The sequence below is a fragment of the Streptomyces boluensis genome (genome assembly GCF_009908195.1).
Classification (GTDB): Bacteria; Actinomycetota; Actinomycetes; order Streptomycetales; family Streptomycetaceae; genus Streptomyces; species Streptomyces boluensis.
In genome coordinates, this window is record NZ_JAAAHS010000010.1 from 1 (window position 1) to 21,279 (window position 21,279).

The following is a 21,279-nucleotide window of genomic DNA, read 5'->3' on the forward strand; positions in this document are numbered from 1 at the left end:
CCTCGGGGCGGAGCTTCTCGTCCCAGGCGCTTTTCTCGCCGCCGCCGACCTCGACCTCGGAGTCGCCGCCCTTGTCAGGGGTCTTCTCCGGCTCCTCCTCGCCGAGAAGGTCCTGGCTGCGGGCGCCGTCGAGGGAGCTGGAGCGGCCGGGGAACTCCTCGTCCCTCTTCGCCCCTTCGAGGGCGCCCTCCTTCTCGCCCTTGCCCTCCTGCTCCTTCTGCTGCTCCTTGGACTCGGCGGTCTCGGCGTTCTTCTCGCGCTGCTTCTCGGCGTCCTTCTGCTCGCCTTCGGCCTCCCGGCCCGCGGCCTCCTTCTGGGCGGCGTCCTCCCTGCCCTTCTCGTCGGCCTTCTTCCCCTCCGCGCGGTCGCCGCCGTCCTTCTTCTCCAGCTGATCCTTCTGCTGACGTTCCTTCTCGCCCTGCTCCTGCTGGGCCTGGCCGTCCTTGCCCTCCGCCGCACCCTTCTCGCCCTTGCCCCCGCCGTCCGCCTGCTGCTCGTCCTTCTTCTCCGACTGCGCGGCCGGGCCCTCGGGCTGCTCGCCGTCGCCCCTGGGGCGGGACGCGTCGCCGCCCGTCTGCGGTCCGGGCTCCTTGGACCCGTCCGGCCTGCCCGACTCTTTCCCGGATTTCTTCCCGGAGTTGCCGCCCTGCGGGCTGCCGGAGGTGTCGTTCTGCGGGGTGCTGCCCTCGGCGCTGCCCGACGAGGTCGAGGCCTGCTCCTTCTCCGGGCCGGCCGCCGTCGCGGGACGGGCCTTGTCCTGCTCCTCCTCGGTCGCCTTGCGCTGCTCGGTCTCCCGCTCCCGGTTCAGCTCCTCGGCCGCGTCCGGTGCGAGGTCGGGGGCGAGGAGGGGTGATCCCGGGCCGAGGTCGTCGTCGCGCTCGGCGGCGTCGAAGAGGTCGAGCAGCCGCTCGTGCTCCGAGCTGAGCAGCCGGTCTTCGAGGCGGTCAAGGACGGCGTCCTCGAGCTCCTCGGGGAGGCGCATGAGCTGGATGCGGGTGCGCTTCGACCGGTCCTCGGGGTCGGCGCGCAGCGTGCGGAGGATCGTGTTGGCGAGCCGGTCGATCAGGGAGGCCGGGTCCGCCCGCTCCAGTCGGGTGCGGTCGGCGTCGACGGTGGCGTAGCGCATCCAGGCCGGGGTCTGCGGCTCCGGGCCGACCTCCTCGACCTGCTCGCCGCGTGTGAGGGCCTGGGCCGCGGACTCGGCCTCCTGCTCCGCCGCCTCGTGGGGCAGGGAGACGGCGCCGAGTTCGCGCCCGGCCGCCAACGGGCCGTGCCCGTACGGGTTCTGAATGGTGTGCAGCAGCTCGTGAGCCAGCAGCGCCTGCCCCTCGGATGTTCCCGGCTGGTACGCGCCCTCGCGGAAGAAGATCTCCTGGCCGACGGCGACCGCGTCCGCGCCGAGCATGTCCGTCAGGGCGTTCGCGTCGCGGTCGGTGTGCAGGCGGATGTTGCCGAGGTCGTGCCCGAGCTGCTCCTCCAGGTCACGGCGGACGCTCAGGTCGAGGGGCTGGCCCGCGCCGCTGACGATGTTCTTCGGCTCGGGGACCTGTTCGCGGCGGGCTTTGCGCTGCTTGCGGCGTTTGGAGCGGTCGTCGTGTGCGGACTGCGCCTGGGCCGGCTCGATCGTCATAACCGCTCGCCCCCGTCCCCCGTCAGCCCCGCGTGCACCGCCCGCGCCAGGGACTCGCCCAGCCGGACCGGGTTGTTCGTACGGGGGAGGGGTGGCGGCCTGGACAGGGTGTCCGACGCGCACGCCTCCGAGGACAGCCCGCGCTCCTGGACGACGCGCGTCAACTCCGCCCGGAACGGCGCCATGACGCGGCCCGCGTCCAGGTGCGGCCCGAAGCCGTCCAGGACGAGTGCGCCGATGTCGACGCGGACATCGACCCGTGGCTGCTCGTTCAGACCCATCCGCGGACCTCCGAGGGCGTCAAGGAGCGTTCCAGCTGCTGGTACTCGGTGCGCGCAGCCGCGAGCATGTGCCGCAGCTGCACGCGGTCGCCCTCCTCGGCGGCGAGGAAGGCGCCCGACGGGGCGATGTTTGCGGATCGAGCCGCGCGCGACGGTCAGTTGGGCCGGCAGCCCGGCGTCCAGGTCCTTCGTGGGCGCCTGTGGCGGCAGCACGCGGTACGAGTCGACGGCGGACACGCTGACCGTCATCTCCGCGGCGCGGCGGCTGTGCCGGGAGCGGCGCCGGACTTGCGCTGCTCGCTGCCGATGAGGTCGCGCGGTCCGCCCGCCTCGCCGTCCTCGCCGCCCTGAAGCTGGTGGGCGGGCGGGTCGACGGACGCCTCGAGTCCCAGGTCGTTGGCGCACTCGCCGACGAACCTCACCAGATCCGCCGGATCGGTGGACCACCTGGAGGCGCCGGCCGAAGGCCACGACCTCGCTCCTGGCGAAGGCGTGGCTGCCGGGAGCGTCGGGCAGGGCGCGCAGCTTCCGCTCCAGCAGCAGCGCCGGCTCGGTGACGTCGCAGGGGACCTCGCCGTCCTGCTCGGGGGCGAACAGCGTGAAGTCCCGTTCGACGTCGCCGGTCTTGACGGTGAGGTCGACGGCCGGCTCCGGCAGCTCGGCCCCGAAGGGCTTGGAGACGGTGCCCGCCGGGTCGGGCCGGCCCGCACCCACCACCTCGGCACGGATCGGTGAGGAGCCCGCGTCGATCACGGTCGGGGCGTAGCGGCCGTGGGACAGGCCGGACCCGAGGCCGCTGAAGACCTCCTGGCGGGTGTGGCCAACGAACGCGGTCACCGACGCCGTCACGGCGGAGATGGTGCGCGTACTGCTGGGAAGCTCCTCGACGTAGACGCCTGGATACGTCGGGTTCGCCGGCATTCCCCCTCCAATCCCTCTCGACCCCGGTGTTCACCGGAGCCAGGGGCACCAAGAGGGCGAGGAGGTGCGGTGCCGGAAGAGAATCAGCGCGCCGTGACCCGCGCGTGTGTCCCCCGCGCGCACACCTCCGTGAGGGTGCGCAGACATGAACCCCCGTTCGCACCCGGCGCGGGTCGGCCCGCCGGGGCAAGCATCGAGCAGGTCGCCTGTGACTCCTGATGCCGTTCTGCTGTGCGAGTACCTTGCGCTCAACGCAGTCTGTTTTGAAGCGAGTTGAGCAGTCAAGCGCCTGGGCTGCGGCTGGCGTGGAGTTTTCGTGACCACCGGCTTCTGTCGCCGGGAACCGGCCAGATGGCCGAACGGCCGATCCCGAGGGGCGATTTCCCAGCGTCCAGGCGCTCGACCGCCCAGCGGACGTCGCTCAGCGAAACTTCTGGTGCGGCGAACTCGGGGGCGGGATCGGGCCAGTCCGTGGCCAGAGCTTGCCTGCACGCCAGGGGCCCCAGCACGCTTGGGGGCTCAACTTCCTTGTCAGGACTGCGTGTTCGCCGGGAGACCGCTGTGCCCCCTCCTCCGATTCCCCCCGATGCTGATGGAGACGACGAAGGAGACGCCGGGAACGAGCCGCCGGCGCCGGTCGATTCAGACGACACCGACGAACCCGCCGTAACGCCAACCGCCCCCGACCCGGCCGGCGCCCCCGAAGATCCCGAGCAGCCCGAGGACCAGCAGCAGCCCGAGGATCAGCAGCAGCCCGAGGAAGGTGCGGAAGAAGCACAGCGGCGCACCCTCCGCGATCTCATGCGCGGCAAAACCGCCAAGGCCGCGCTCGCGGGCGCCCTTGCCGCGATCATCGCGGCGCCCGCCGTGCCCCTCGCGGAGAAGCTGTTCGGCGGCCCTGACGTGGACGTGTCCGTGGTCAGGGCCCAGGCCGGCGAGGTCGATGTCGTACACACCGAGACCGACGCGAGCGGCACCCGGAAAGACACGAAGCTGCCCACCGCGGGCGTCGAAGTCACCCTCAAGAACGGCGGTGAGGACCCCGCGGTGATCGTCGAGGCACGCCTCTCCGTTCTCACCGTGGACCGGGTCCGCGCCTGCAAGCCCGTCGGCGGAGACATCCAGTCGACCGGTACCTACGGGGTCAGCCTGCCCGGGAGCGCCGCCTCCGGAGACTCCTACCAAGGGCAGGTGCAGTTCGAGGTCGCCCCGCATGACGCCGACGCTCTCACCGTCACAGTCGGTGCCAAGGAACCGCTCGTCCACGGTGCCCCGCTCTCGCTCTACCGCGTCCACCTGCAAGTCCGCGAGGCCGGCTCCTCGGACTTCATCGACGTACCAGGCGAGTACTCGCTCGGCGTCATGCCCAGTGCGGCCGACGGCCTGAAGTACGACACGTGCATGAAACGCAGAGCTCACAAGGCCGTACGTGCGTTCCTCGACGGACACGGCAGCGACACGATCACCCCCACCCTGCGAGGAATCCTCCATGCCGCCAACTCCTCGTGAAGGAACGAGCCCACGATGACCCCGAACCGCCCCACCCGGCGCACCGTGCTCATCGCCGGCGGTGCCACCGCAGCGGCAGCCGCTGCCGCAGCAGGCGCGGGGTTGCTCCAGGGCTGCAGCCCCTCACACCGATCGGACGACCGCCCGCCGGACGAATCCGCCTGGCCCATCACGATCCCGGGCACGAAGGCCCCCGGTCGGCCCGTCCGCGCGGGAGACGGGATCTACAGTGCGAGCACCGGCGCCGTCCTGCGCGCCTTCGACGTGACCACCGGCGCCCGCCGATGGTCCACCACACTTCGCCGCATCGACAGTCCCGGCCTCGGGGACCCCAACGCGCCGGACGGCAAGGACGTGCGCGTGACCGACCCCACCGTGGTGGGGAACCTCGTGGTCACCACTGTCACGTGGGCGGACACCGGCATCCTCGTGGCCGTCGACATCAAGACCGGCCGCGAGGTCTGGCGCTGGAAGCCCAGCGAGCCGCGGCACGCGCCCCAGCTTCAACCCCGATACGACAACGGGCTCCTCCTCACCACCTCAGGCCCCGTTCCGCCGGAGCCGGCGGACACCGGCCAGGACACCGGCCAGGACACCCTCCGGGCATTCGACCCCGCGACCGGCAAGGAGGTGTGGAACTACAGCCGGCCGCGCTACCGGGGCTTCTCCTGGGAAGCCCACCGGGACGCCTTCGTGGTCACCGACTCGGCCACGGACCTTGTTGTCGGTCTGCACGCGAGGACGGGGGACGTCCTGTGGACTCGACGGAGCACCGGCAGCCCTGTGGGCGTGTACGGCAAGGCGATGCTGATGGTGAACGCGGCCGAACCGGGCGGCGCCGCAGCCCCCAGCTCCGAAAAGACGCAGGTCACGTCCATCACAGCCGCGACGGGCGAGGTCATCTGGAGCAAGCGAGTCCCCGGCGCTACCCGAGTACGGGGCGGACGCCTCTTCGCCCAGACCGACGAAGCGCTCTCCGCCCTGGAGGCCGCCACCGGCAGAACACTCTGGTCACGAAAGATGCGCCGCCTGCCGGGAACCAGCGACGACGGTGACCTGATCACCAAGGACCTCTGGTGCCTGCGCGACTCAAGCTCCGACCGCGAGCAGGACCCGGACAGCTACACACCCGACTCCACGACCCGCGTCATCGCCCTCGACGTCAGAACCGGCCACCAGGCCTGGGCCGTGACAGTCCCTCGGGGAAGCGCCCACCCCCGTGCGATCACGAAGGAAACCGTGTATGTCGCCGCACCTCAACAGGAAGGCCACGGCACCGACGAGGCGCTCTACTCCGTGGACGTACGCGATGGTTCCATCCGGTGGAAGAGGCGAGTCCCCCAGGCATCCGCCCCGGAGCCCGAAGGGACGCGCGTCCTCATCACCGCGTACGCCCACGCAGACGTCCTCGACCGTGACACCGGTGTCCCCGTACGGTGACCCGCCCTTCGCCCGGTGACAGGCTTCCGTTCACGTCTCGGGAAGGGCCTGCTCGGTCCAGATGGTCTTGCCGGAGCGGGTGTAGCGCGTTCCCCACCTCTGGACGAGTTGCGCGACGATGAACAGGCCGCGCCCGCCTTCGTCCTCCTCGCCGCTGTGGCGCAGGTGCGGTGAGGTGTGACCCCTGTCCGCGACCTCGCACAGGAGGGTGCGGTCACGGATGAGGCGCACTTGGATCGGCCCTTCCGCGTACCTGACCGCGTTGGTCACCAGTTCGCTGACGACGAGTTCGGTCGCGAAGGACAGATCTTCGAGGCCCCAGCGGTGCAGCTGTCGAGTGGCCAGGTCCCGGGCGCGGCCCGCGGCGACTCGCTCTGCCGGCAGTTCCCATTCAGTGACCTGCGAAGGGTCGAGTTCGCGGGTACGGACGAGCAGCAGGGCGGTGTCGTCGGCCGCTGAGCCGCCCGGCAGCAGTTCCGCCACGGCCCGGTCGCACAGTGCTTCGAGCGACGCGTTCCGGTCGCTGAGAACCTGTCCCAGGATTTCGAGCCCTTGATCGATGTCGCGGTCGCGGGCCTCGACCAGGCCGTCGGTGAAGAGAGCGAGGAGGCTGCCCACCGGCAGCTCGATCTCCATCGACTCGAACGGCAGGCCTCCGATCCCCAGGGGCGGTCCCGCCGGCAGGAGCGGGAAGGACAGCCGGCCGTCCGGCTCGACGACCGCCGGCGGCAGGTGCCCGGCCCTGGCCATGACGCAGTGCCTCGAGACCGGGTCGTAGACCGCGTACAGACAGGTCGCGCCGGTGGTCACATCGGCGTAGGCGCCGTCGGACATGCCCGGCTCGCCCCACTGTTCCTCCACCGGCTGCGCCACCAGATCATCGAGCCGGGACAACAGCTCGACGGGCTCCAAGTCCATCTGGGCGAGCGCGCGTACCGTCGTACGCAGCCGTCCCATGGTGGCGGCCGCCTGCAGCCCGTGGCCGACCACGTCCCCGACCACGAGCCCGACCCGGGTTCCGGACAGCGGGATGACGTCGAACCAGTCGCCGCCGACGCCTGTCATGTCGTCCGACGGCAGGTAGCGGTAGGCCAGTTCGACCGCTGACTGCTCCGGCACGTGCTGCGGCAGCAACTGGCGCTGGAGGGCCAGGGATGCGGTGCGCTCGCGGGTGAAGCGGCGGGCGTTGTCGATGGACACAGCCGTACGGGCGGCCAGTTCGTCGGCCAGTGCCACTTCGCCGCTGTCGAAGGTGGCTGAACCGGTGCCGCGCATGAACGTGACGAGGCCGAGCGTGCTGTTCCCGGCCCGCAGCGGCACGACCAGAACCGTGTCGTCGAGCACGCGACCGCCGGAGGAGAGGCTGCGATATTGCGGCGAACCAGGCGGGTACTCCACGGGTGAGTCGTTCACCGGGGCAGGGGACGGAGGCTGCTGACCCGGCGTCTCCTGGTCGGCTTCCCCGGCCGACCGGCAGGCGACCCGCACCAGGGACATCGCCGCCGAGCTGCCGCCGGTCGGCACCTCGCCTTCCAGAACCGCTCTCGCGAGGTCGACCGTGACGGTTTCGGCGAACTCCGGCACCGCCACCTCGGTGATCTTCTCGGCGGTGACCCGCACATCGAGGGTGGTTCCGATTCCGCGTCCTGCCTCGACGAGCAGGGCAAGCCGCTGTTGCGCCTTGTAGCGATCGGAGATGTCGAAGGCGTCCTCGCACACTCCGATTACGTGTCCGTCGGCGTCCTGGAGGCGGTAGTAGGCGCAGGACCAGACGTGGTCCGTTTCCGGGTCGCTGGGCGGCCGCCCCTGGAAGTGCAGGTCCAGAAATGGTTCTCCGGTATCCAGTACGTGATGCATGACCGCGTCGAGAGTGGGCGGATGCCCGGTGGTCACGAATTTCCCAGCGGAGTACAGCTCATCGGCCCGACGGCCGCGGAACTCGGCGAACGGCTGCCCGATCTCGCGTTCGAACATCACGTTGCACCAGGTCAAGCGCAGTTCGCTGTCGTAGATGGCCAGGCCGACGGGTGACTGGGTGGCCAGTCCGTGCAAGAGCGCGAGACGGGATTCCCACTGCCGGAGATCCTGCAGCTCCGTCGCGACGAGGACGCGCGCGGCCGCGCCGGCGCCCGGCAGGGGGCATGTCGCGGTGGCGACGATCAGCTCACGCCCGTCCCGGTGCCGGGCGACGCGGATCGCGTTTCCCTGGAACGGGGGAGCGGGAACGGAGGGCGTCGGGCCGGGTGACAGGAGTGTGGCCAGGGGTCGTCCGACGATCTCCTGCGGCCGGTAGGCGAGGAGCCGCTCCGCCGCTGGGCTCCAGCCGATGACCGTGTCCTGGGCGTCGACGACCACCGTGGCGGCCTTGCCGACGTCGAGCGGACCACGAAAGTCAGCGCTTTGCTCCGCGTTCGATGCTGTCATGGCGCCACATCAGCCCCGTTCGTCCCCTACAGAATCAGCCGTCCCCGGAACAGGCACAACCGTGGTACGCCCACTCCGTGGAACGTCCCCGCCGGCGCTGCCTGGGCCGGACACGCCCTGCCGGCCGAGGCGGGCACCCCAACCACCCGCGCACAGAACGGGTCGAGGAGGGTCGCGGCATCGGGGAGTCCGGCGCGGTGGAGGAATTTGAGCAGGTCTGCGTCGTGGCAGGCAGTGGCTTCAGCAGAGGATGCCGAGTTGCGGAAGTCAGGGAGTGCTGCCCGCCGCCGACAGAGCACCTGGGTGAGGAATACGTTCGTGCGAAGGCGCTGTCGCTCAAGGCGTTCAAGGCGTTCAAGGCCGCGGACGAGGCGCTGGCCGCTGAGGCGCCGCGCAACGCGACTCGAGCCCGGTATCTGGAGTAGGTGAAGCACGTTCCGGTGGGCGATGTGCCCGACCTGGTGCGGTGGCGGAATCACGCTCTGCTTGCTGAGAGGAAGGGCGTCCTGGCCCCCGTTCTGGAGCGGGCGGCACTGTATCCGGCTGCGTATCCGGCGGCCTCGCGAGGGTCTCGCACGGCGCCCTGCAAGGGCTGTCGTAGGGCGAAGGCGCCTACTCCTCGGGGTAGATGTCTCCGGCTCGCATGGCGCTCTCTTGTTCGGACCGGGACTGCAGCTTGCGAGACTTCTCCTGGAGGCGCTGCCGTTCTTGTGGGTCGGAGGTGCGCTCCGCGGCTTCTTCAAGTTCGCGCGCCTTTTCGCGCATGTGCTGAAGCCGTTCCCGTGTCTCCTCGGATCCCATGATCGGTCCTCGCTTCGTGAAGGGGCACTACGTCCCAGCGAAACAAGGTTCGGTGGCCTCGGCACCTCGACGCACGCAGCCCGGTCCTTGAACCTCGCTCCGCTCGATGTCGCCCACGCTGTCCTGTCGCATCCGTCCTGAGCAGTCTCATCGGAGTTGAGTGATGGCTGCGTCGCAGGTCAGGCATGTGTGTCAGGCAGCGCCGAGAGCAAACGGTGGATGCGTGTCTGCGATCCATTCGCGACCTTTTGGCCCGGAGTAACTTCCCACCGCTACGGGCAGATCCACTGCGGTCGGCATCGGGCCGTCCATGAAGAGGCACCCAGAGATGACCGACAAGAACCCGCAGGGCGACGCACGAGAAGGGGAACGACTTCCCCTGGACCAGCCGGCGACACTCACCGCTACGACTACCGACGGCGTGATCGCCTTGGCCTGCGGTAGCGGGAACGTTCGTGCCGTACTGATGCAGAGAGGACTCCTCCCCGGCCGCGTTGAACGGGGCAAGAAGCGGCCCGCGGCGGAATCGGGCCGTCTCGACGTTCCACACCGGGGTCCCACCATCGGGAACGACGCCACCATGCCCGGGGCCCGCTAGGCATACGCGCCTGTGCCCCCGGAACGGCGGATCCGGGGGCACAGGCGGTGGCGCGGTGTTCAGAGCCCCATGGAAGCCCGGAACTCCTCGAACGAGACCTTCCGGTCACCGTCGGTGTCGATGGTGTCGATGAGGTCCTGCGCGGCCTCCGCGGTGACACCCGTGTCGCCGAGCTCCGCGACGACCTGCCGGTACTCTTCGGCAGTCAACTGCCCGTCCCCGTCGACGTCGTACCGGTCGAAGACCTTCCGCGCCGCGGCTGCCATGTCGACCACTCGATCCCCATTTCCTTGCTGTTTCAAGACCGCCCCACTCTAGGGCCTCCAAGTACCCGCTCCCGCAGCGCCCACCGCTCCCGCCCGCAAGGCGGATTCAGGGCAGGACTACGGAGACTTCGAGTTGGTCGTGGATGGCCTCTGAACTCGTTGATTTGGTTCAACTCGCTGATGCAGGCGAGCCCGTTGGGCGCACCGATCTCCCCGCTCCGCTTCCTGGCCGGCTCCCTCTCGCGCCGGGCATCACCCCCCCCGCCTTGACCGGATGAGGGGCCGTCCCATGACCGAGCAATCGCTTCTGCACGGCCGCCTACGTACTGTCCTTCGTGGACCGCCACACCCTGTCCCGGTGATCGAGCCCATCAAACGGGATTCCTGCGCGGTCGAGCCCGCATCGAGGTAGCGAGCCAGAAAGGCTGACTGTGTCCGACCTGACTCAACTCATGTCGCAGGTCTCCACGGGTGGGGTGAACGGCGGTGCCGTGGAGATCCCGGTCGAGGTCCGGCGCTTCATCGAGAGGCTGACTTTCGCAGATCCTGAGGACGTCTGGCAGTCGCTTCAGGAATCCCTGGCTGAAGACTGGATGGCACTCCCCGTCTGGGCACGGAACCTGGCTTTCCGTCTGCTCTGCCTGCAGCGGCCTGACGCTGCCGAAATCCTTGGGCAAGCCGGTTCGGACCTCCTCAGCTTCGGTCCGGATTGGGACGACTTCGCCGAGGAACTGCTGGCTCGATCTCAGGAACTCAAGAAGAAGGAGGTCTGAGAATTTCGAGGGCTACGGGGCCGGTTGTCGTTCCTCGGGTGATGAGGGCGTCGATTGCAGGTCGGAAGTGCGGCCGTACCAACCCGGCTGGTGCGGTGCGGTGCGTGGGGCCGCACCCCCTGACGGGCCAGCCCGCAGGGCACTCTCCGCGAACGAAGGAGATCCTGGCTCTATGAGGGAGTCAGGTGACGAAGTCCGGAGGCATCGACGCCTTTCCGCAGCGCACTTGTGGGCCGCGACCTTCACCGGTTTGGCAGCGCTGGTCCTGTCCGTGCTGAACTTGGTGATCCTTCAGAAGGACGCGCGTCTCGATGTCGCGCTGCCTGCCATTCTGCGGATCGGTGGCGACCCCGACTACACCCTCGTGTGGCTACAGCCCACCCTGTCGACGACGCAGAACTCTGACCGCGTGAAAATGGCCAGCACGCTGAAACTCACATTGCACAGACAATCGGCGGGCGGCGCGGAAGAGTCTCCGCAATTCATCTGGGATGAGTCCGGCAAATGGGAGTACGACCCCCCAACCGGTGGGCTCGCCTACGTTCCGGCCGCTGACCCGGCGCCCATGGTGGTGCACCGTGACACCCCCAAGAGCCCCGTGGCGCGTTTCATCGCGAAGAGGTGGAGCTTCAGCCCTGGGAGATACGAGGGGAGGCTTGAGGTTCATCGACCGGAAGGCGGAAAACCACTCATGGCCAACTTCTGCCTCTATTTGTCAGACGGTGACGTGCAGACGCTCCAGGACCCCGCCAACCGCACGCGCCTCTACATGTTCCGTAATGACGACCCCACCACCCGCAGTCAACACGGAGATTGCTATGTCGGCTTCTCCCACTCAGCCCCCGCCCGGGAAAAATCGGAAGGGGTTACGCCCTGAGGTGTGCGAGATGGAGCCGGTGGCCCGGAAGCGGATCCGGCCGTCCGTCGCCCGCTCGAACTGATCACCCGCCGCGCCGCCACGTGAGCTCCCAGACCTGCCTGCGCCTCGTCTAGTCCAGCACCGCACCGCCGAGCCAATGCGCCGCAAGCAGCGCGGCCCGGACGTCGAAGTCGTCGTCGAGACTGTGGGAGCCGTTCGGCAGCAGAGCCGTTGCCTGCTGTACCCGGTACTGGATCGAGTTGCGGTGAAGGTTCATCGCCTGTGCCGTGGCCGAGTGGCTGCGGTGATGGGTGAGGAAGGTCCGCAGCGTCTCGCGTAGGAGGCTGCCGCGTGCACTGGTTGCCGCCAGGTCGCCCAGGCCGGCCCGTACGAAATCGCGTACGGCGGCGACGTCCCTGGTCATGAGCGCGACGGGAGCCACCTGGGCGTAGTGCACCCACAGCGGGCGGCGTGCATCGGCGTCCCCTCGCTGCGCGCTGCCGAGATGCATGGCGAGGATCTCTCTGACCTGGGCGGCCTGGCGTGCCGAGGAGCGGAAGCCCGCGAGGCCGGCGCCCGGTTCTCCCATGGCGGCGTGCAGCAAGCACCCCGCAGGCGGGGCCAGTTGAGCCGGCCGGCCGCCTGTCGAGTCCGGCAGGGCGAGCCAGAGGCGGGCCTCGTGTTCGTCGGTCGGTACCACAAGGGAGGCTCGGGCCCGCAGGGCCGCGACGGCTCGGGTGCGGATGTCGTCCACGGCGGTGACCAGGTCGAAGGAGGTCATACGGTCGGCCGGCCACAGCGTGTACGCGACATGGAGCCCGTCCAGGGGGTAGCGCAGCGCCTGCTCGGCGGCGGCGCGGTCGACCGGGCCCTCGCCGAGGAGCGCGCTCACCCATTGCTGGCGGACCCCGCTCTGGCTGGCCACCCACTGCTCCCGCTCCCGTTCGTAGGTGCGTCCGACCTGCTCGCAGATCTGGTCGATGAACTGGCCCGAGAGACGCACCAGTTCGAGGATGAGCGGAGTCCGTTCGTCGGCCGGCAGGTCGTCGAGGAGGGGGAACGCGTGGTCGAGGAACCGGGCATGGCCGATGCGGTAGGCGCGGATGAGCGCGGACTGCGGTACGTCGCGCTGGGCGAGGAACCGGGCATAGGCCAGGGCGGCCGTCGGGGCCTCCAGGAGATCCGCGTCGATCCCCTGCCTGATGAAGTTGACCGCGGCCACCACGTTCTCGGTGATGCTCGCCTCGAGGAGCGAGCGGGAGGCGGCGTCGTGATCGAGGTCGGTGATGTGGGCGCGGGTCACCTGCACGAGGTCCGCGATGAAGCCTTCCCTGGACTGCCAGATCCGGTCGCCGACCGCGATGCCCAGTGCCTGTCGTGACTCCATGGCCGCACTCTACGGCGATGCCCGCGCCAGGGCTTTGTTCCAGGAGCACGAAAGCGGCTTGCGACCTTGTGCCCCGCATCCGTGGCCGTTCGGCCGTCGTGGGCTCTACGTTCACCTGGATTCGCCCGCCATCCGACTCCGAGGTGCAGACCCGCATGAACCTGAGCCGCCTGCCTGCTGTGCGCCGCGCACAAGACCCTCACGCTCCGGCCGTCACCGACGACGTACTCGGCACCTTGTCGAACGCCGAGTTCTCCGACCTGATAGACAGGTACGCCCGCCATTTCTTCCGCCGCGGCGTCCGCGACGGCGACATCGTGGCGGTCAAGCTGCCCAACCGCGTCGAACTGGTGGTGGCCCTGTTCGCCGCCTGGCGTCTGGGGGCAGCTGTCACCCCGGTCAACCCGGCGCTGACCGCGGAGGAGACCCGCTACCAGCTCACGGACTGCGGGGCGAAGGCCGTGGTCGTCGAGGCGGCGTCGGGCGAACTGCCCGTGTCCGTCGCCGTGTTGACGCCGGTCGAGCTGGCCGGACCGGCGCCGACGGCGGTTGCCTTGTTCGACCCACCCGCGGACCGGGAAGCGGGCGACGATCTCGCGCTGGTCGTCTACACCAGCGGAACCACCGGACGCCCCAAGGGAGTTGAGCTCCTGCACCGCAACATCGACGCCATGACCGCGGCGATGATCGAGTCGATGAAGCTGACCGAGAACGATCACAGTCTGCTGATCCTGCCGCTGTTCCACGTCAACGGCCTCGTCGTCAGCGTCCTCTCGCCGCTGCGCGCGGGTGGCCAGGCGACGATCGTCGGACGCTTCAGCGCCACGGGCTTCTTCGCCGCACTGGAGCGCGCCCGCCCCACCTACTTCTCCGGTGTCCCGGCCATGTACGCGATGCTGGCGAACCTGCCGCCCGACGTGCGGCCGGACACCTCCAGCCTCCGCTTCGCCGTCTGCGGCGCCGCTCCCATGCCTCCGCAACTCATCGAGGTGGTGGAGCAGCGGTTCGGCCTGCAACTGATCGAGGGCTACGGCCTGTCGGAGGGGACCTGCGCGTCGACGTCCAACCCGCTGGACGGCATCCGCAAGCCCGGCACGGTCGGACTTCCGCTGCCCCGCCAGAGCGTGGCGATCATGGACGAGGACGGCGTCTTCATCACCGACGGCGGCATCGGCGAGGTCGTCGTCAGCGGCCCCACGGTCATGCGCGGCTACCTGGGCCGCCCGGAGGAGACCGCCAAGGCCGTACGGAACGGCCGGCTGCACACCGGCGACATCGGGCGCCTGGACGAGGACGGCTACCTCGTCCTAGTCGACCGCGTGAAGGACATGATCATCCGGGGCGGCGAGAACATCTACCCCAAGGAGATCGAGACCGTCCTGCACGACCATCCCGCGGTCTTCGAAGCCGCCGTCGTGGGCCGCCCCGACGACGTACTCGGCGAGGTCCCGGTGGCCTTCGTGTCCCTGCGCGAAGGGTCGGACGCCGCCACCGACGCGGACGCCGCCACCGACGCGATCGCCGTCACCGGCGCGATATCCGCCTTCCTCGCCGACCGCCTCGCCCCGTACAAGCGCCCGGTCGCCGTGCATCTCGTCCCCGAGGTCGTCAAGAACCCCGTCGGCAAGATCGACAAGCCCGCGCTGCGCCGACAGGCGCTCACGCCCTCCTGCTGAGCCTCGACACCGTCCCTCCGAGCCACGAAGGTGTGACCCCATGGGCTTTGTGAAACCCCAACTGCCACCCGTCGACGCCGAGACCTTCCGTACCCTGCCGCGCGGTGAGCGCCTCAAGCTCCTCACGCGGCACTGGGTCGAGTACGGGTTCGGCACCCCCTACGCGGTGTACGTGTTCTACGTCGTCAAGTGCCTGGCCTACGTGGGCGGGGCGGCGTTCGTGATCTCGCTGACGCCCGGCCTCGGACCCGTCGGTCAGGTCGCCTCCTGGTGGTCGGAGCCGATCGTCTACCAGAAGCTGATCGTCTTCACTCTGCTGTGGGAGGTGCTTGGCCTCGGCTGCGGATCCGGCCCGCTGACCTCCCGGTTCAACCCCGTCATCGGATCGGTCCTGTACTGGCTGCGGCCCGGCACCATCCGGCTTCCCCCGTGGCCGGACCGGGTACCGCTGACCCGGGGCAGCCGCCGCACCGGCTTCGACGTGGCCCTGTACGCCGCCGTCCTGGCCTCGGCCGGCTGGCTGCTCACCCGCCCCGGTGATGGCAGCCACGTACCGGGCTCCGACGGCATCGGCCTGCTCGACGCGCGCGCGGCCGTCCCGCTCATCGTCAGCCTCGCCGTGCTCGGCCTGCGCGACAAGACGATCTTCCTGGCCGCCCGTGGGGAGCAGTACTGGCTGTCGCTGCTGCTGTTCTTCTTCCCGTACGCCGACATGTTCATCGGCTTCCAGCTGGTCATGCTGGCCCTGTGGTGGGGCGCGGCGACCTCGAAGCTCAACCACCACTTCCCCTTCGTGGTGGCGACGATGATGAGCAACTCCCCGCTGATTCCGAGCCGTTGGCTCAAGCGGCGTTTCTACCGGGACCACCCGCGCGACCTGCGCCCCTCACGGCTGCCGTTCTTCCTCGCACATGTCGGAACCACGACGGAGTACGCCGTCCCGCTGTACCTGGTCTTCCTCGGCGACGGAGGCTTCTGGACCTGGGCGGCCCTGCTCTACATGGCCGTGTTCCATCTCCACATCCTCTCGACCGTCCCGATGGGCGTGCCGCTGGAGTGGAACCTCTTCTTCATCTTCTCGCTGTTCCACCTCTTCGGCGCCCATGGAGGCGTCCACGTCTGGGAGTTGCAGTCCCCGTGGCTGCTCGCCGTGGTCCTGCCGAGCCTGCTCCTGCTGCCCCTCCTTGGCAACGTACGCCCCGACCTGGTGTCGTTCCTCCCCGCGATGCGCTACTACGCGGGCAACTGGGCCACCAGCGTCTGGCTGTTCACCGGCGACGCCCTGGCCCGCCTGGAGACGAACCTGACCACCGCGTGCCGGCTTCCGCACCGGCAGCTGGAGAGCCTCTACGACGAGAGCACGGCCCTGCTGATGTCCCACAAGGTGCAGAGCTGGAGGTCGATGCACTCCCACGGCCGAGCACACAACGGCCTCATCGACCGCGTCACCGCCGGCCAGGAAGACACCGTGGTGATGGACGGCGAACTGATCGCCGGCTTCGCCATCGGCTGGAACTTCGGCGAGGGACACCTCCACAACGACCAACTCCTGCACGCCGTTCAGGACCGCTGCGGCTTCGCCCCCGGCGAGGTGCGCGTGATCTGCCTGGAAGGCCAGCCCCTCCACCGCCTCACGCAGGCCTACGAAGTCCATGACGCCGCCCTCGGCCTCCTCGAGCGCGGGCACGTCAAGGTGCACGACATGCTGACCCGCCAACCCTGGCCGACCGACGGCACCGACTACCCGGTGTACGACGTGGAGAGCCTTCACCCACTCACGTCCGTACCCCACCAGGCCGGGCCGCCCGCCACGCAGGACGGCGCGACGACGACGCCGACCCAGGACGCCACGTCATGACCTCCGCCGTCATCGTCGGCGGCGGGCCCAACGGGCTCGCCGCCGCGGCCCTCCTCGCCAAGGCAGGGCTCGAAGTCACCCTCCTGGAGGCCGCCGACGAGATCGGCGGCGGCACCCGCAGCCACGAGGCGATCGTGCCCGGCCTGCTGCACGACCACTGCTCGGCCATCCACCCCATGGCCGTCACCTCACCGGCACTCCGCTCGCTCGACCTCCAACAGCACGGGCTGCGCTGGAAGTTGGCGGACGTCGACTGCGTACACCCCCTGGACGACGGGAGCGCCGGCGTACTCCTGCGCTCCGTCGAGGACACCGCCCGCATGCTCGGCGCCGACGGCAACCGCTACCGGCGCCTGCTCGAACCCTCGGTCAGCCGCTGGGACGCGCTGAGCGAGGACGTGATGGGCCCTCTGCTGCGCATCCCCTCCCACCCGTTGCTCCTCGCGCGCTTCGGTCTGCCCACCACGCTGCCCGCCGGCCTCCTCGCCCGCTTCTTCTCCACGCCCCAGGCGCAGGCCTTGTGGGCGGGCGTCGCGGCGCACTCCTTCCGGCCGCTGTCCCACCCGCTGTCCTCGGCCGTCGGCCTCGGCATCCTCACCGCCGGTCACGCCGCCGGCTGGGCCGTCGCCGAGGGCGGCTCGCAGGCCATCGCCCGCAGCCTGGAACATGTGCTCCGCGCACATGGAGGCCGGGTGCACACCGGTGTCCGCATCACCCACCACGCGCAGATCCCGCCCGCCGACGTCACGCTCCTCGACCTCGACCCGGCACAGATCGCCCACATCTACCAGGACCGGCTGCCCGGCCGCGTGCGTCGGGCCTACGGGCGCTTCCGCCGAGGTCCCGCCGCCTTCAAGGTGGACCTGGCGGTCGAGCAGGGCGTGCCCTGGACGAGCGAACCCGCCCGGCGGGCCGGCACCGTGCACCTCGGCGGCACTCTCGCCGAGGTCGCACAAGCGGAACGGGACGTGAACAACGGGCGCATGCCGGAACGCCCCTTCGTCCTCGTCGGCCAGCAGTACCTGGCCGACCCCACCCGGTCCGTCGGCGACGTCCACCCGGTCTGGGCCTACGCCCACGTCCCGCACGGATACGGCGGCGACGTGACCGCAGCCGTCATCGACCAGCTCGAACGCTTCGCCCCCGGCACCCGGGACCGAATCATCGGCACGCACACCACCACACCGGCCGAATTCGCCGCCACCAACCCCAACTTCGCCGGCGGCGACATCCTCACCGGAGCCAAGACCGTCCCCCAACTCGTCCTGGGCGCACGCCCCACGCTCGACCCCTACTCCACCGCGCTCCCCGGCGTCTTCTGCTGCTCCGCCGCCACCCCACCGGGCCCCGGCGCGCACGGAATGTGCGGCGCCGGAGCAGCGGCCTCAGCGCTACGCCACCTCCGCCTCGCATCACGCTGATGTGCTCACCGCCCTGCACGCCTACGCCTACGCCCGCGCGGTCACGGCCCACGACCTCGACCTTGCCGGCCATGCCTGAGGCGTTACGTGCGTGAAGCGTCGGCGTCCGATGGGCCGGGTGCCGCTCCGAGCATCCGCCAGACGCGGCGGACCTGGTCCGCCATGTCGATGCCGGGGTCGCTCAGCCACTGCAGTTGGATGCCGTCGGCCGCCGCGACGAGGGCTGAGGCGGTGAAGTGCGGGTCGAGCCCGGGGTTCACCCGGCCGGCCCGCTGCTCGGCCGCGAGGTGCTCGGCGATCGTGGCCCGCAGCAGGGCGAAGCGTTCCCTGAAGTACGTGTGGGCCGGGTGTGCGGGGTCGGTCGAGGCCGCGGCAAGGGTGACGTAGAGGCGTACGCGGGCGGAGTTGGCGGCGTTCACCGTCAGGGCGCGGGCCAGGAACTCGCCCGGATCGCGCACGGCCTCCGGGTCGTGGAAGCGTGCCGCGGCCGCGCGGTCGTTGGCGCGCAGGACCTCGGTCAGCAGATGGTCCTTGGACGCGAAGTAGTGCATCAGGCCGGTCAGGCTGATGTCGCTCTCCTTGGCGACCATCCGCAGCGTGGTGTTCCGCTCGCCCTCGCGGCCGAAGATCTCAAGGGTGACCTTGAGGATCTCCTCCCGCTTGGCGACCCCCTTGGGGTAGGAGCTTCTGGCTTTCACGCGGCCACCCTATTCGGCCCTCATTCCGCCTGCGCAAACCCTTGCCCGCAAAAACAGTACGCCGTACTGTTTCTCGCCAGTCGCAGGTGCGGCCCAGTGCGGCCCACCGGAAGAAGGTCTCCTCATGGCGTGCATCGGCCCCGCCAACCCCGGCATCGCCCTCGTACGGGGAGCCGTCCCCGGCACCTTCCTCGCCCTCTCTCAAGTGCTGCCGTCCGAGCGGTCGTTCGCCCGCGACCTCGGCGTCGTGAACGTCGCAGGGGCCGCCCTGCCGCAGGAAGGGAGTCCGGTGACCACGGCCGTCCACCGCATCCCTCGCACCGTGTATCAACCCGCACCACACTCCAAGGAGACGGCATGAACAACCCGAATCAGTCGACAGAGACGCCCGCCGAGACGGTGGCCCGGCTGAGCCTCGCCGAGAAGGCCGGCCTGACCACAGGAGCGGGCTGGTGGCACAGCACCTCGCTTCCCGACGCCGGGATCCCGGAGTTCCGCCTCTCGGACGGCCCCCACGGGCTGCGGCTGCAGAACGACACCCGGGTCGACCACCTGGGTATCAACGGCAGCGCGCCGGCCACCTGCTTCCCGCCGGCCGTCACCCTGGCCTGCACGTGGGACGCCGACCTTGCGGGGCGGGTCGGCGACGCGCTGGCCCGCGAGTGCCTCGCACACGGCGTGCACGTGCTGCTCGGCCCCGGCGTCAACATCAAGCGCAGCCCGCTGTGCGGGCGCAACTTCGAGTATTTCTCCGAAGACCCGCTGCTCAGTGGGGTGTTGGGAGCGGCCTGGGTCAACGGACTACAGGCGCGGGGCGTCGGGGCCTCGGTCAAGCACTTCGCCGCGAACAACCAGGAGACCGGCCGCATGTCGGTCAGCGCGGACATCGACGTACGGGCCCTGCGCGAGATCTATCTGCCGGCCTTCCGCCGCGTGGTGACAGAGGCCGCGCCCTGGACGGTCATGTGCTCCTACAACCGGGTCAACGGCGTGCACGCGTCGGAGAATCCGTGGCTTCTGACGGACCTCCTGCGAGGTGAGTGGGGGTACGACGGCGTGGTCGTCTCCGACTGGGGAGCCGTCGTCGACCGGGCGCGGGCCCTCGCCGCCGGGCTCGACCTGGAGATGCCGTCCTCGTCCGGCGTCGGCCCCGCGAGGGCCGTCGCGGCGGTGGAATCCGGTGAACTCCCCGAGGAAGCAGTGGACCGCAGCGCCGCTCGGGTCGTGGCGCTCGCGCGCAAGGCGGCCGCGCACGCGCGCCCCGACGCCGCCTTCGACCCGGCCGCCCACCACGACCTGGCCCGCGAGGTCGCCACGCGCGGGGCGGTCCTGCTCAAGAACGACGGCCTCAAGAACGACGGCGCGCTTCTCCCGCTGGATCCCGCCGCGCCCCAACGCATCGCGGTCATCGGTGAGTTCGCGCGCACGCCCCGCTACCAGGGCGAGGGCAGCTCACGCGTGACCCCGACCCGGCTCGACTCCGCACTGGACTCGGTCATCGAGGCCGCGCCCGCGGCAGACATCACCTTCGCTCCCGGCTTCCCCGTCGACGCTCCGGACGCCGACGCGGACGCGCTGCATGAGGAGGCCGTCCGTACGGCCGCGGGTGCGGACGTCGCCGTACTCTTCCTCGGTCTGCCGCCGAGCTTCGAGTCCGAGGGCTATGACCGCGAGCACATCGAACTCCCCGCCGAGCAGACCCGGTTGCTCGCCGCCGTCACCGCGGTGAACCCGAACACCGTCGTGGTCCTCGCCAACGGTGGCGTGGTCCGCCTTGCCGGGTGGATCGACGACGTACCGGCCGTCCTGGAGGGCTGGCTGCTCGGTCAGGCCGGCGGCTCGGCCACCGCCGACCTGTTGTTCGGCCGGGCGAACCCGTCGGGGCGCCTCGCGGAGACGATCCCGCTGCGGCTCGCCGACACCCCGGCGTACCTGGCCTGGCCCGGCGAGAACGGTCATGTCACGTACAGCGAGGGCCTGTTCGTCGGCTACCGCCACTACGACGCCCGCGACATGGCGGTCTCCTTCCCCTTCGGACACGGCCTCTCGTACACCACCTTCGACTACGCGGACCTGCGGGTGACCTCGGACGCGGGCGGGCTCGACGTGACCGTGGCGGTCACCAACACCGGCGAGCGCACCGGTCACGAGGTCGTGCAGGTGTACGTGGCCGCGCCGGGGAGGCGGGCCCGGCGTCCCGTACGGGAGTTGAAGGGTTTCGCCACCGTGTGCCTCGCGCCCGGCGAGACCCGGAGCGTCACCGTCCGCGTCGCCCGCGCCGACCTCGCCCACTTCGACACGGCAGCCGACACCTGGCTCGTCGAGGACGCCGACCACCGCATCGACGTCGGGGCCTCCAGCCGGGACATCCGGCTGAGCGCGACGGTCCCGGTCAAGGGCGATGCCTACGCCGAGCAGCCGGACGCCGACTCGACCGTCGAGGTGTGGCTCGCCCACCCTGTGGGCGGCCCGGCCATGGAAGCACTGCTGCGCCGAATCCAGCAGTCCATGGGCGACGCCTACCCCGAGGAGGGCAGCCCCCGTCAGCGCATGGTGGCCAACATGCGCCTCAGCCAGCTCGCCGGGCTCCCGATCGTTCCCCTCGGCTTCGACGACGTACACGAGCTGGTCGAGACGGTGCGGTCGGCCGAGGGCGCAGGGAGGCAGGAGGGCGCCGGGGGACAGGAGGACACCGGGGGTGAGGAGGGCGCCTGACCCACGGCGTCACCCCTCACAT

Annotated in this window: 17 protein-coding genes and 2 pseudogenes; 10 read left to right on the forward strand and 9 right to left on the reverse strand. The window is 70.1% G+C overall.

Annotated features, from left to right (window positions below; genetic code table 11):
• The 4 genes and pseudogenes from GUY60_RS02720 to GUY60_RS02735 form a co-directional block, all read right to left on the reverse strand.
• Positions 1-1,630 (reverse strand): eCIS core domain-containing protein (locus tag GUY60_RS02720; RefSeq protein WP_161693341.1); only part of this gene is annotated, 1,630 nt, incomplete at its 3' end.
• Entirely contained in the window at positions 1,627-1,911 is a 285-nt protein-coding gene (locus GUY60_RS02725) for a hypothetical protein (RefSeq protein WP_161693343.1), read from the reverse strand. The genes GUY60_RS02725 and GUY60_RS02720, both read right to left, overlap by 4 nt.
• A pseudogene (locus GUY60_RS38720) lies at positions 1,902-2,127 on the reverse strand (ATP-binding protein); the annotation flags it as partial. The pseudogene GUY60_RS38720 and the gene GUY60_RS02725, both read right to left, overlap by 10 nt.
• 65 nt (positions 2,128-2,192) lie before the next feature.
• A pseudogene (locus tag GUY60_RS02735) lies at positions 2,193-2,832 on the reverse strand (phage tail protein); the annotation flags it as partial.
• 801 nt (positions 2,833-3,633) lie between these two features.
• On the opposite strand from GUY60_RS02735, the gene GUY60_RS02740 reads away from it, so the two are divergent.
• Positions 3,634-4,341, forward strand: coding sequence for a hypothetical protein (locus GUY60_RS02740; protein ID WP_161693345.1), 708 nt, complete (start codon positions 3,634-3,636; stop codon positions 4,339-4,341).
• Between the two features lie 15 nt (positions 4,342-4,356).
• Positions 4,357-5,781 (forward strand): outer membrane protein assembly factor BamB family protein, encoded by a 1,425-nt coding sequence (locus GUY60_RS02745; RefSeq protein ID WP_161693347.1) that lies wholly within the window; start codon positions 4,357-4,359, stop codon positions 5,779-5,781.
• Between the two features lie 30 nt (positions 5,782-5,811).
• Here GUY60_RS02745 and GUY60_RS02750 read toward each other — a convergent pair whose 3' ends face one another.
• Positions 5,812-8,205: a SpoIIE family protein phosphatase gene (locus tag GUY60_RS02750; RefSeq protein ID WP_161693349.1), complete on the reverse strand. Its 2,394-nt coding sequence runs from the start codon at positions 8,203-8,205 to the stop codon at positions 5,812-5,814.
• A gap of 197 nt (positions 8,206-8,402) precedes the next feature.
• On the opposite strand from GUY60_RS02750, the gene GUY60_RS02755 reads away from it, so the two are divergent.
• Positions 8,403-8,630, forward strand: a complete 228-nt coding sequence (locus GUY60_RS02755; RefSeq protein ID WP_161693351.1) for a hypothetical protein — start codon at positions 8,403-8,405, stop codon at positions 8,628-8,630.
• A 187-nt stretch (positions 8,631-8,817) separates the two neighbouring features.
• On the opposite strand, the gene GUY60_RS02760 is transcribed toward GUY60_RS02755, so the two are convergent.
• Entirely contained in the window at positions 8,818-9,006 is a 189-nt protein-coding gene (locus GUY60_RS02760; RefSeq protein ID WP_161693353.1) for a DUF6381 family protein, read from the reverse strand.
• A gap of 657 nt (positions 9,007-9,663) precedes the next feature.
• Positions 9,664-9,870: an EF-hand domain-containing protein gene (locus GUY60_RS02765; protein ID WP_161693379.1), complete on the reverse strand. Its 207-nt coding sequence runs from the start codon at positions 9,868-9,870 to the stop codon at positions 9,664-9,666.
• Positions 9,871-10,322: 452 nt separating this feature from the next.
• On the opposite strand from GUY60_RS02765, the gene GUY60_RS38725 reads away from it, so the two are divergent.
• Both GUY60_RS38725 and GUY60_RS02775 read left to right on the forward strand, forming a co-directional pair.
• On the forward strand, positions 10,323-10,643 hold the full coding sequence (locus GUY60_RS38725) for a hypothetical protein (protein WP_246234189.1): 321 nt from the start codon (positions 10,323-10,325) through the stop codon (positions 10,641-10,643).
• 250 nt (positions 10,644-10,893) lie between these two features.
• Positions 10,894-11,520, forward strand: coding sequence for a hypothetical protein (locus GUY60_RS02775; protein WP_161693355.1), 627 nt, complete (start codon positions 10,894-10,896; stop codon positions 11,518-11,520).
• A gap of 112 nt (positions 11,521-11,632) precedes the next feature.
• Here GUY60_RS02775 and GUY60_RS02780 read toward each other — a convergent pair whose 3' ends face one another.
• Positions 11,633-12,889 (reverse strand): PucR family transcriptional regulator, encoded by a 1,257-nt coding sequence (locus GUY60_RS02780; RefSeq protein ID WP_161693357.1) that lies wholly within the window; start codon positions 12,887-12,889, stop codon positions 11,633-11,635.
• Between the two features lie 155 nt (positions 12,890-13,044).
• On the opposite strand from GUY60_RS02780, the gene GUY60_RS02785 reads away from it, so the two are divergent.
• The 3 genes from GUY60_RS02785 to GUY60_RS02795 are packed head-to-tail and all read left to right on the forward strand — an operon-like array spanning position 13,045 to position 17,844.
• Entirely contained in the window at positions 13,045-14,565 is a 1,521-nt protein-coding gene (locus GUY60_RS02785; RefSeq protein ID WP_161693359.1) for a class I adenylate-forming enzyme family protein, read from the forward strand.
• A 40-nt stretch (positions 14,566-14,605) separates the two neighbouring features.
• On the forward strand, positions 14,606-16,423 hold the full coding sequence (locus tag GUY60_RS02790) for a DUF3556 domain-containing protein (protein ID WP_161693361.1): 1,818 nt from the start codon (positions 14,606-14,608) through the stop codon (positions 16,421-16,423).
• Complete coding sequence (locus GUY60_RS02795; protein ID WP_161693363.1) at positions 16,420-17,844, forward strand: phytoene desaturase family protein; 1,425 nt, start codon at positions 16,420-16,422, stop codon at positions 17,842-17,844. Before GUY60_RS02790 ends, GUY60_RS02795 begins: the two co-directional genes overlap by 4 nt.
• An 83-nt stretch (positions 17,845-17,927) precedes the next feature.
• On the opposite strand, the gene GUY60_RS02800 is transcribed toward GUY60_RS02795, so the two are convergent.
• Positions 17,928-18,542, reverse strand: coding sequence for a TetR/AcrR family transcriptional regulator (locus GUY60_RS02800; RefSeq protein WP_161693366.1), 615 nt, complete (start codon positions 18,540-18,542; stop codon positions 17,928-17,930).
• A gap of 124 nt (positions 18,543-18,666) precedes the next feature.
• Between GUY60_RS02800 and GUY60_RS02805 the strand changes: the two genes are divergently transcribed.
• Both GUY60_RS02805 and GUY60_RS02810 read left to right on the forward strand, forming a co-directional pair.
• A complete protein-coding gene (locus GUY60_RS02805; protein ID WP_161693367.1) occupies positions 18,667-18,903 on the forward strand; it encodes a hypothetical protein in 237 nt (78 codons plus the stop codon).
• Positions 18,900-21,257: a glycoside hydrolase family 3 C-terminal domain-containing protein gene (locus tag GUY60_RS02810; RefSeq protein WP_161693368.1), complete on the forward strand. Its 2,358-nt coding sequence runs from the start codon at positions 18,900-18,902 to the stop codon at positions 21,255-21,257. The genes GUY60_RS02805 and GUY60_RS02810 overlap by 4 nt, the downstream gene beginning before the upstream one ends.
• Positions 21,258-21,279 lie beyond the last annotated feature (22 nt).

What these genes read in the sequence shown, in the direction of transcription:
- GUY60_RS02750 (WP_161693349.1), bottom strand. Translation starts at nt 8,205, where the DNA reads ATGACAGCATCGAACGCGGAGCAAAGCGCTGACTTTCGTGGTCCGCTC.
- GUY60_RS02740 (WP_161693345.1), top strand. Translation starts at nt 3,634, where the DNA reads ATGCGCGGCAAAACCGCCAAGGCCGCGCTCGCGGGCGCCCTTGCCGCG.
- GUY60_RS02765 (WP_161693379.1), bottom strand. Translation starts at nt 9,870, where the DNA reads ATGGCAGCCGCGGCGCGGAAGGTCTTCGACCGGTACGACGTCGACGGG.
- GUY60_RS02725 (WP_161693343.1), bottom strand. Translation starts at nt 1,911, where the DNA reads ATGGGTCTGAACGAGCAGCCACGGGTCGATGTCCGCGTCGACATCGGC.
- GUY60_RS02795 (WP_161693363.1), top strand. Translation starts at nt 16,420, where the DNA reads ATGACCTCCGCCGTCATCGTCGGCGGCGGGCCCAACGGGCTCGCCGCC.
- GUY60_RS02745 (WP_161693347.1), top strand. Translation starts at nt 4,357, where the DNA reads ATGACCCCGAACCGCCCCACCCGGCGCACCGTGCTCATCGCCGGCGGT.
- GUY60_RS02760 (WP_161693353.1), bottom strand. Translation starts at nt 9,006, where the DNA reads ATGGGATCCGAGGAGACACGGGAACGGCTTCAGCACATGCGCGAAAAG.
- GUY60_RS02810 (WP_161693368.1), top strand. Translation starts at nt 18,900, where the DNA reads ATGAACAACCCGAATCAGTCGACAGAGACGCCCGCCGAGACGGTGGCC.
- GUY60_RS02790 (WP_161693361.1), top strand. Translation starts at nt 14,606, where the DNA reads ATGGGCTTTGTGAAACCCCAACTGCCACCCGTCGACGCCGAGACCTTC.
- GUY60_RS02785 (WP_161693359.1), top strand. Translation starts at nt 13,045, where the DNA reads ATGAACCTGAGCCGCCTGCCTGCTGTGCGCCGCGCACAAGACCCTCAC.
- GUY60_RS02805 (WP_161693367.1), top strand. Translation starts at nt 18,667, where the DNA reads ATGGCGTGCATCGGCCCCGCCAACCCCGGCATCGCCCTCGTACGGGGA.
- GUY60_RS02780 (WP_161693357.1), bottom strand. Translation starts at nt 12,889, where the DNA reads ATGGAGTCACGACAGGCACTGGGCATCGCGGTCGGCGACCGGATCTGG.
- GUY60_RS38725 (WP_246234189.1), top strand. Translation starts at nt 10,323, where the DNA reads ATGTCGCAGGTCTCCACGGGTGGGGTGAACGGCGGTGCCGTGGAGATC.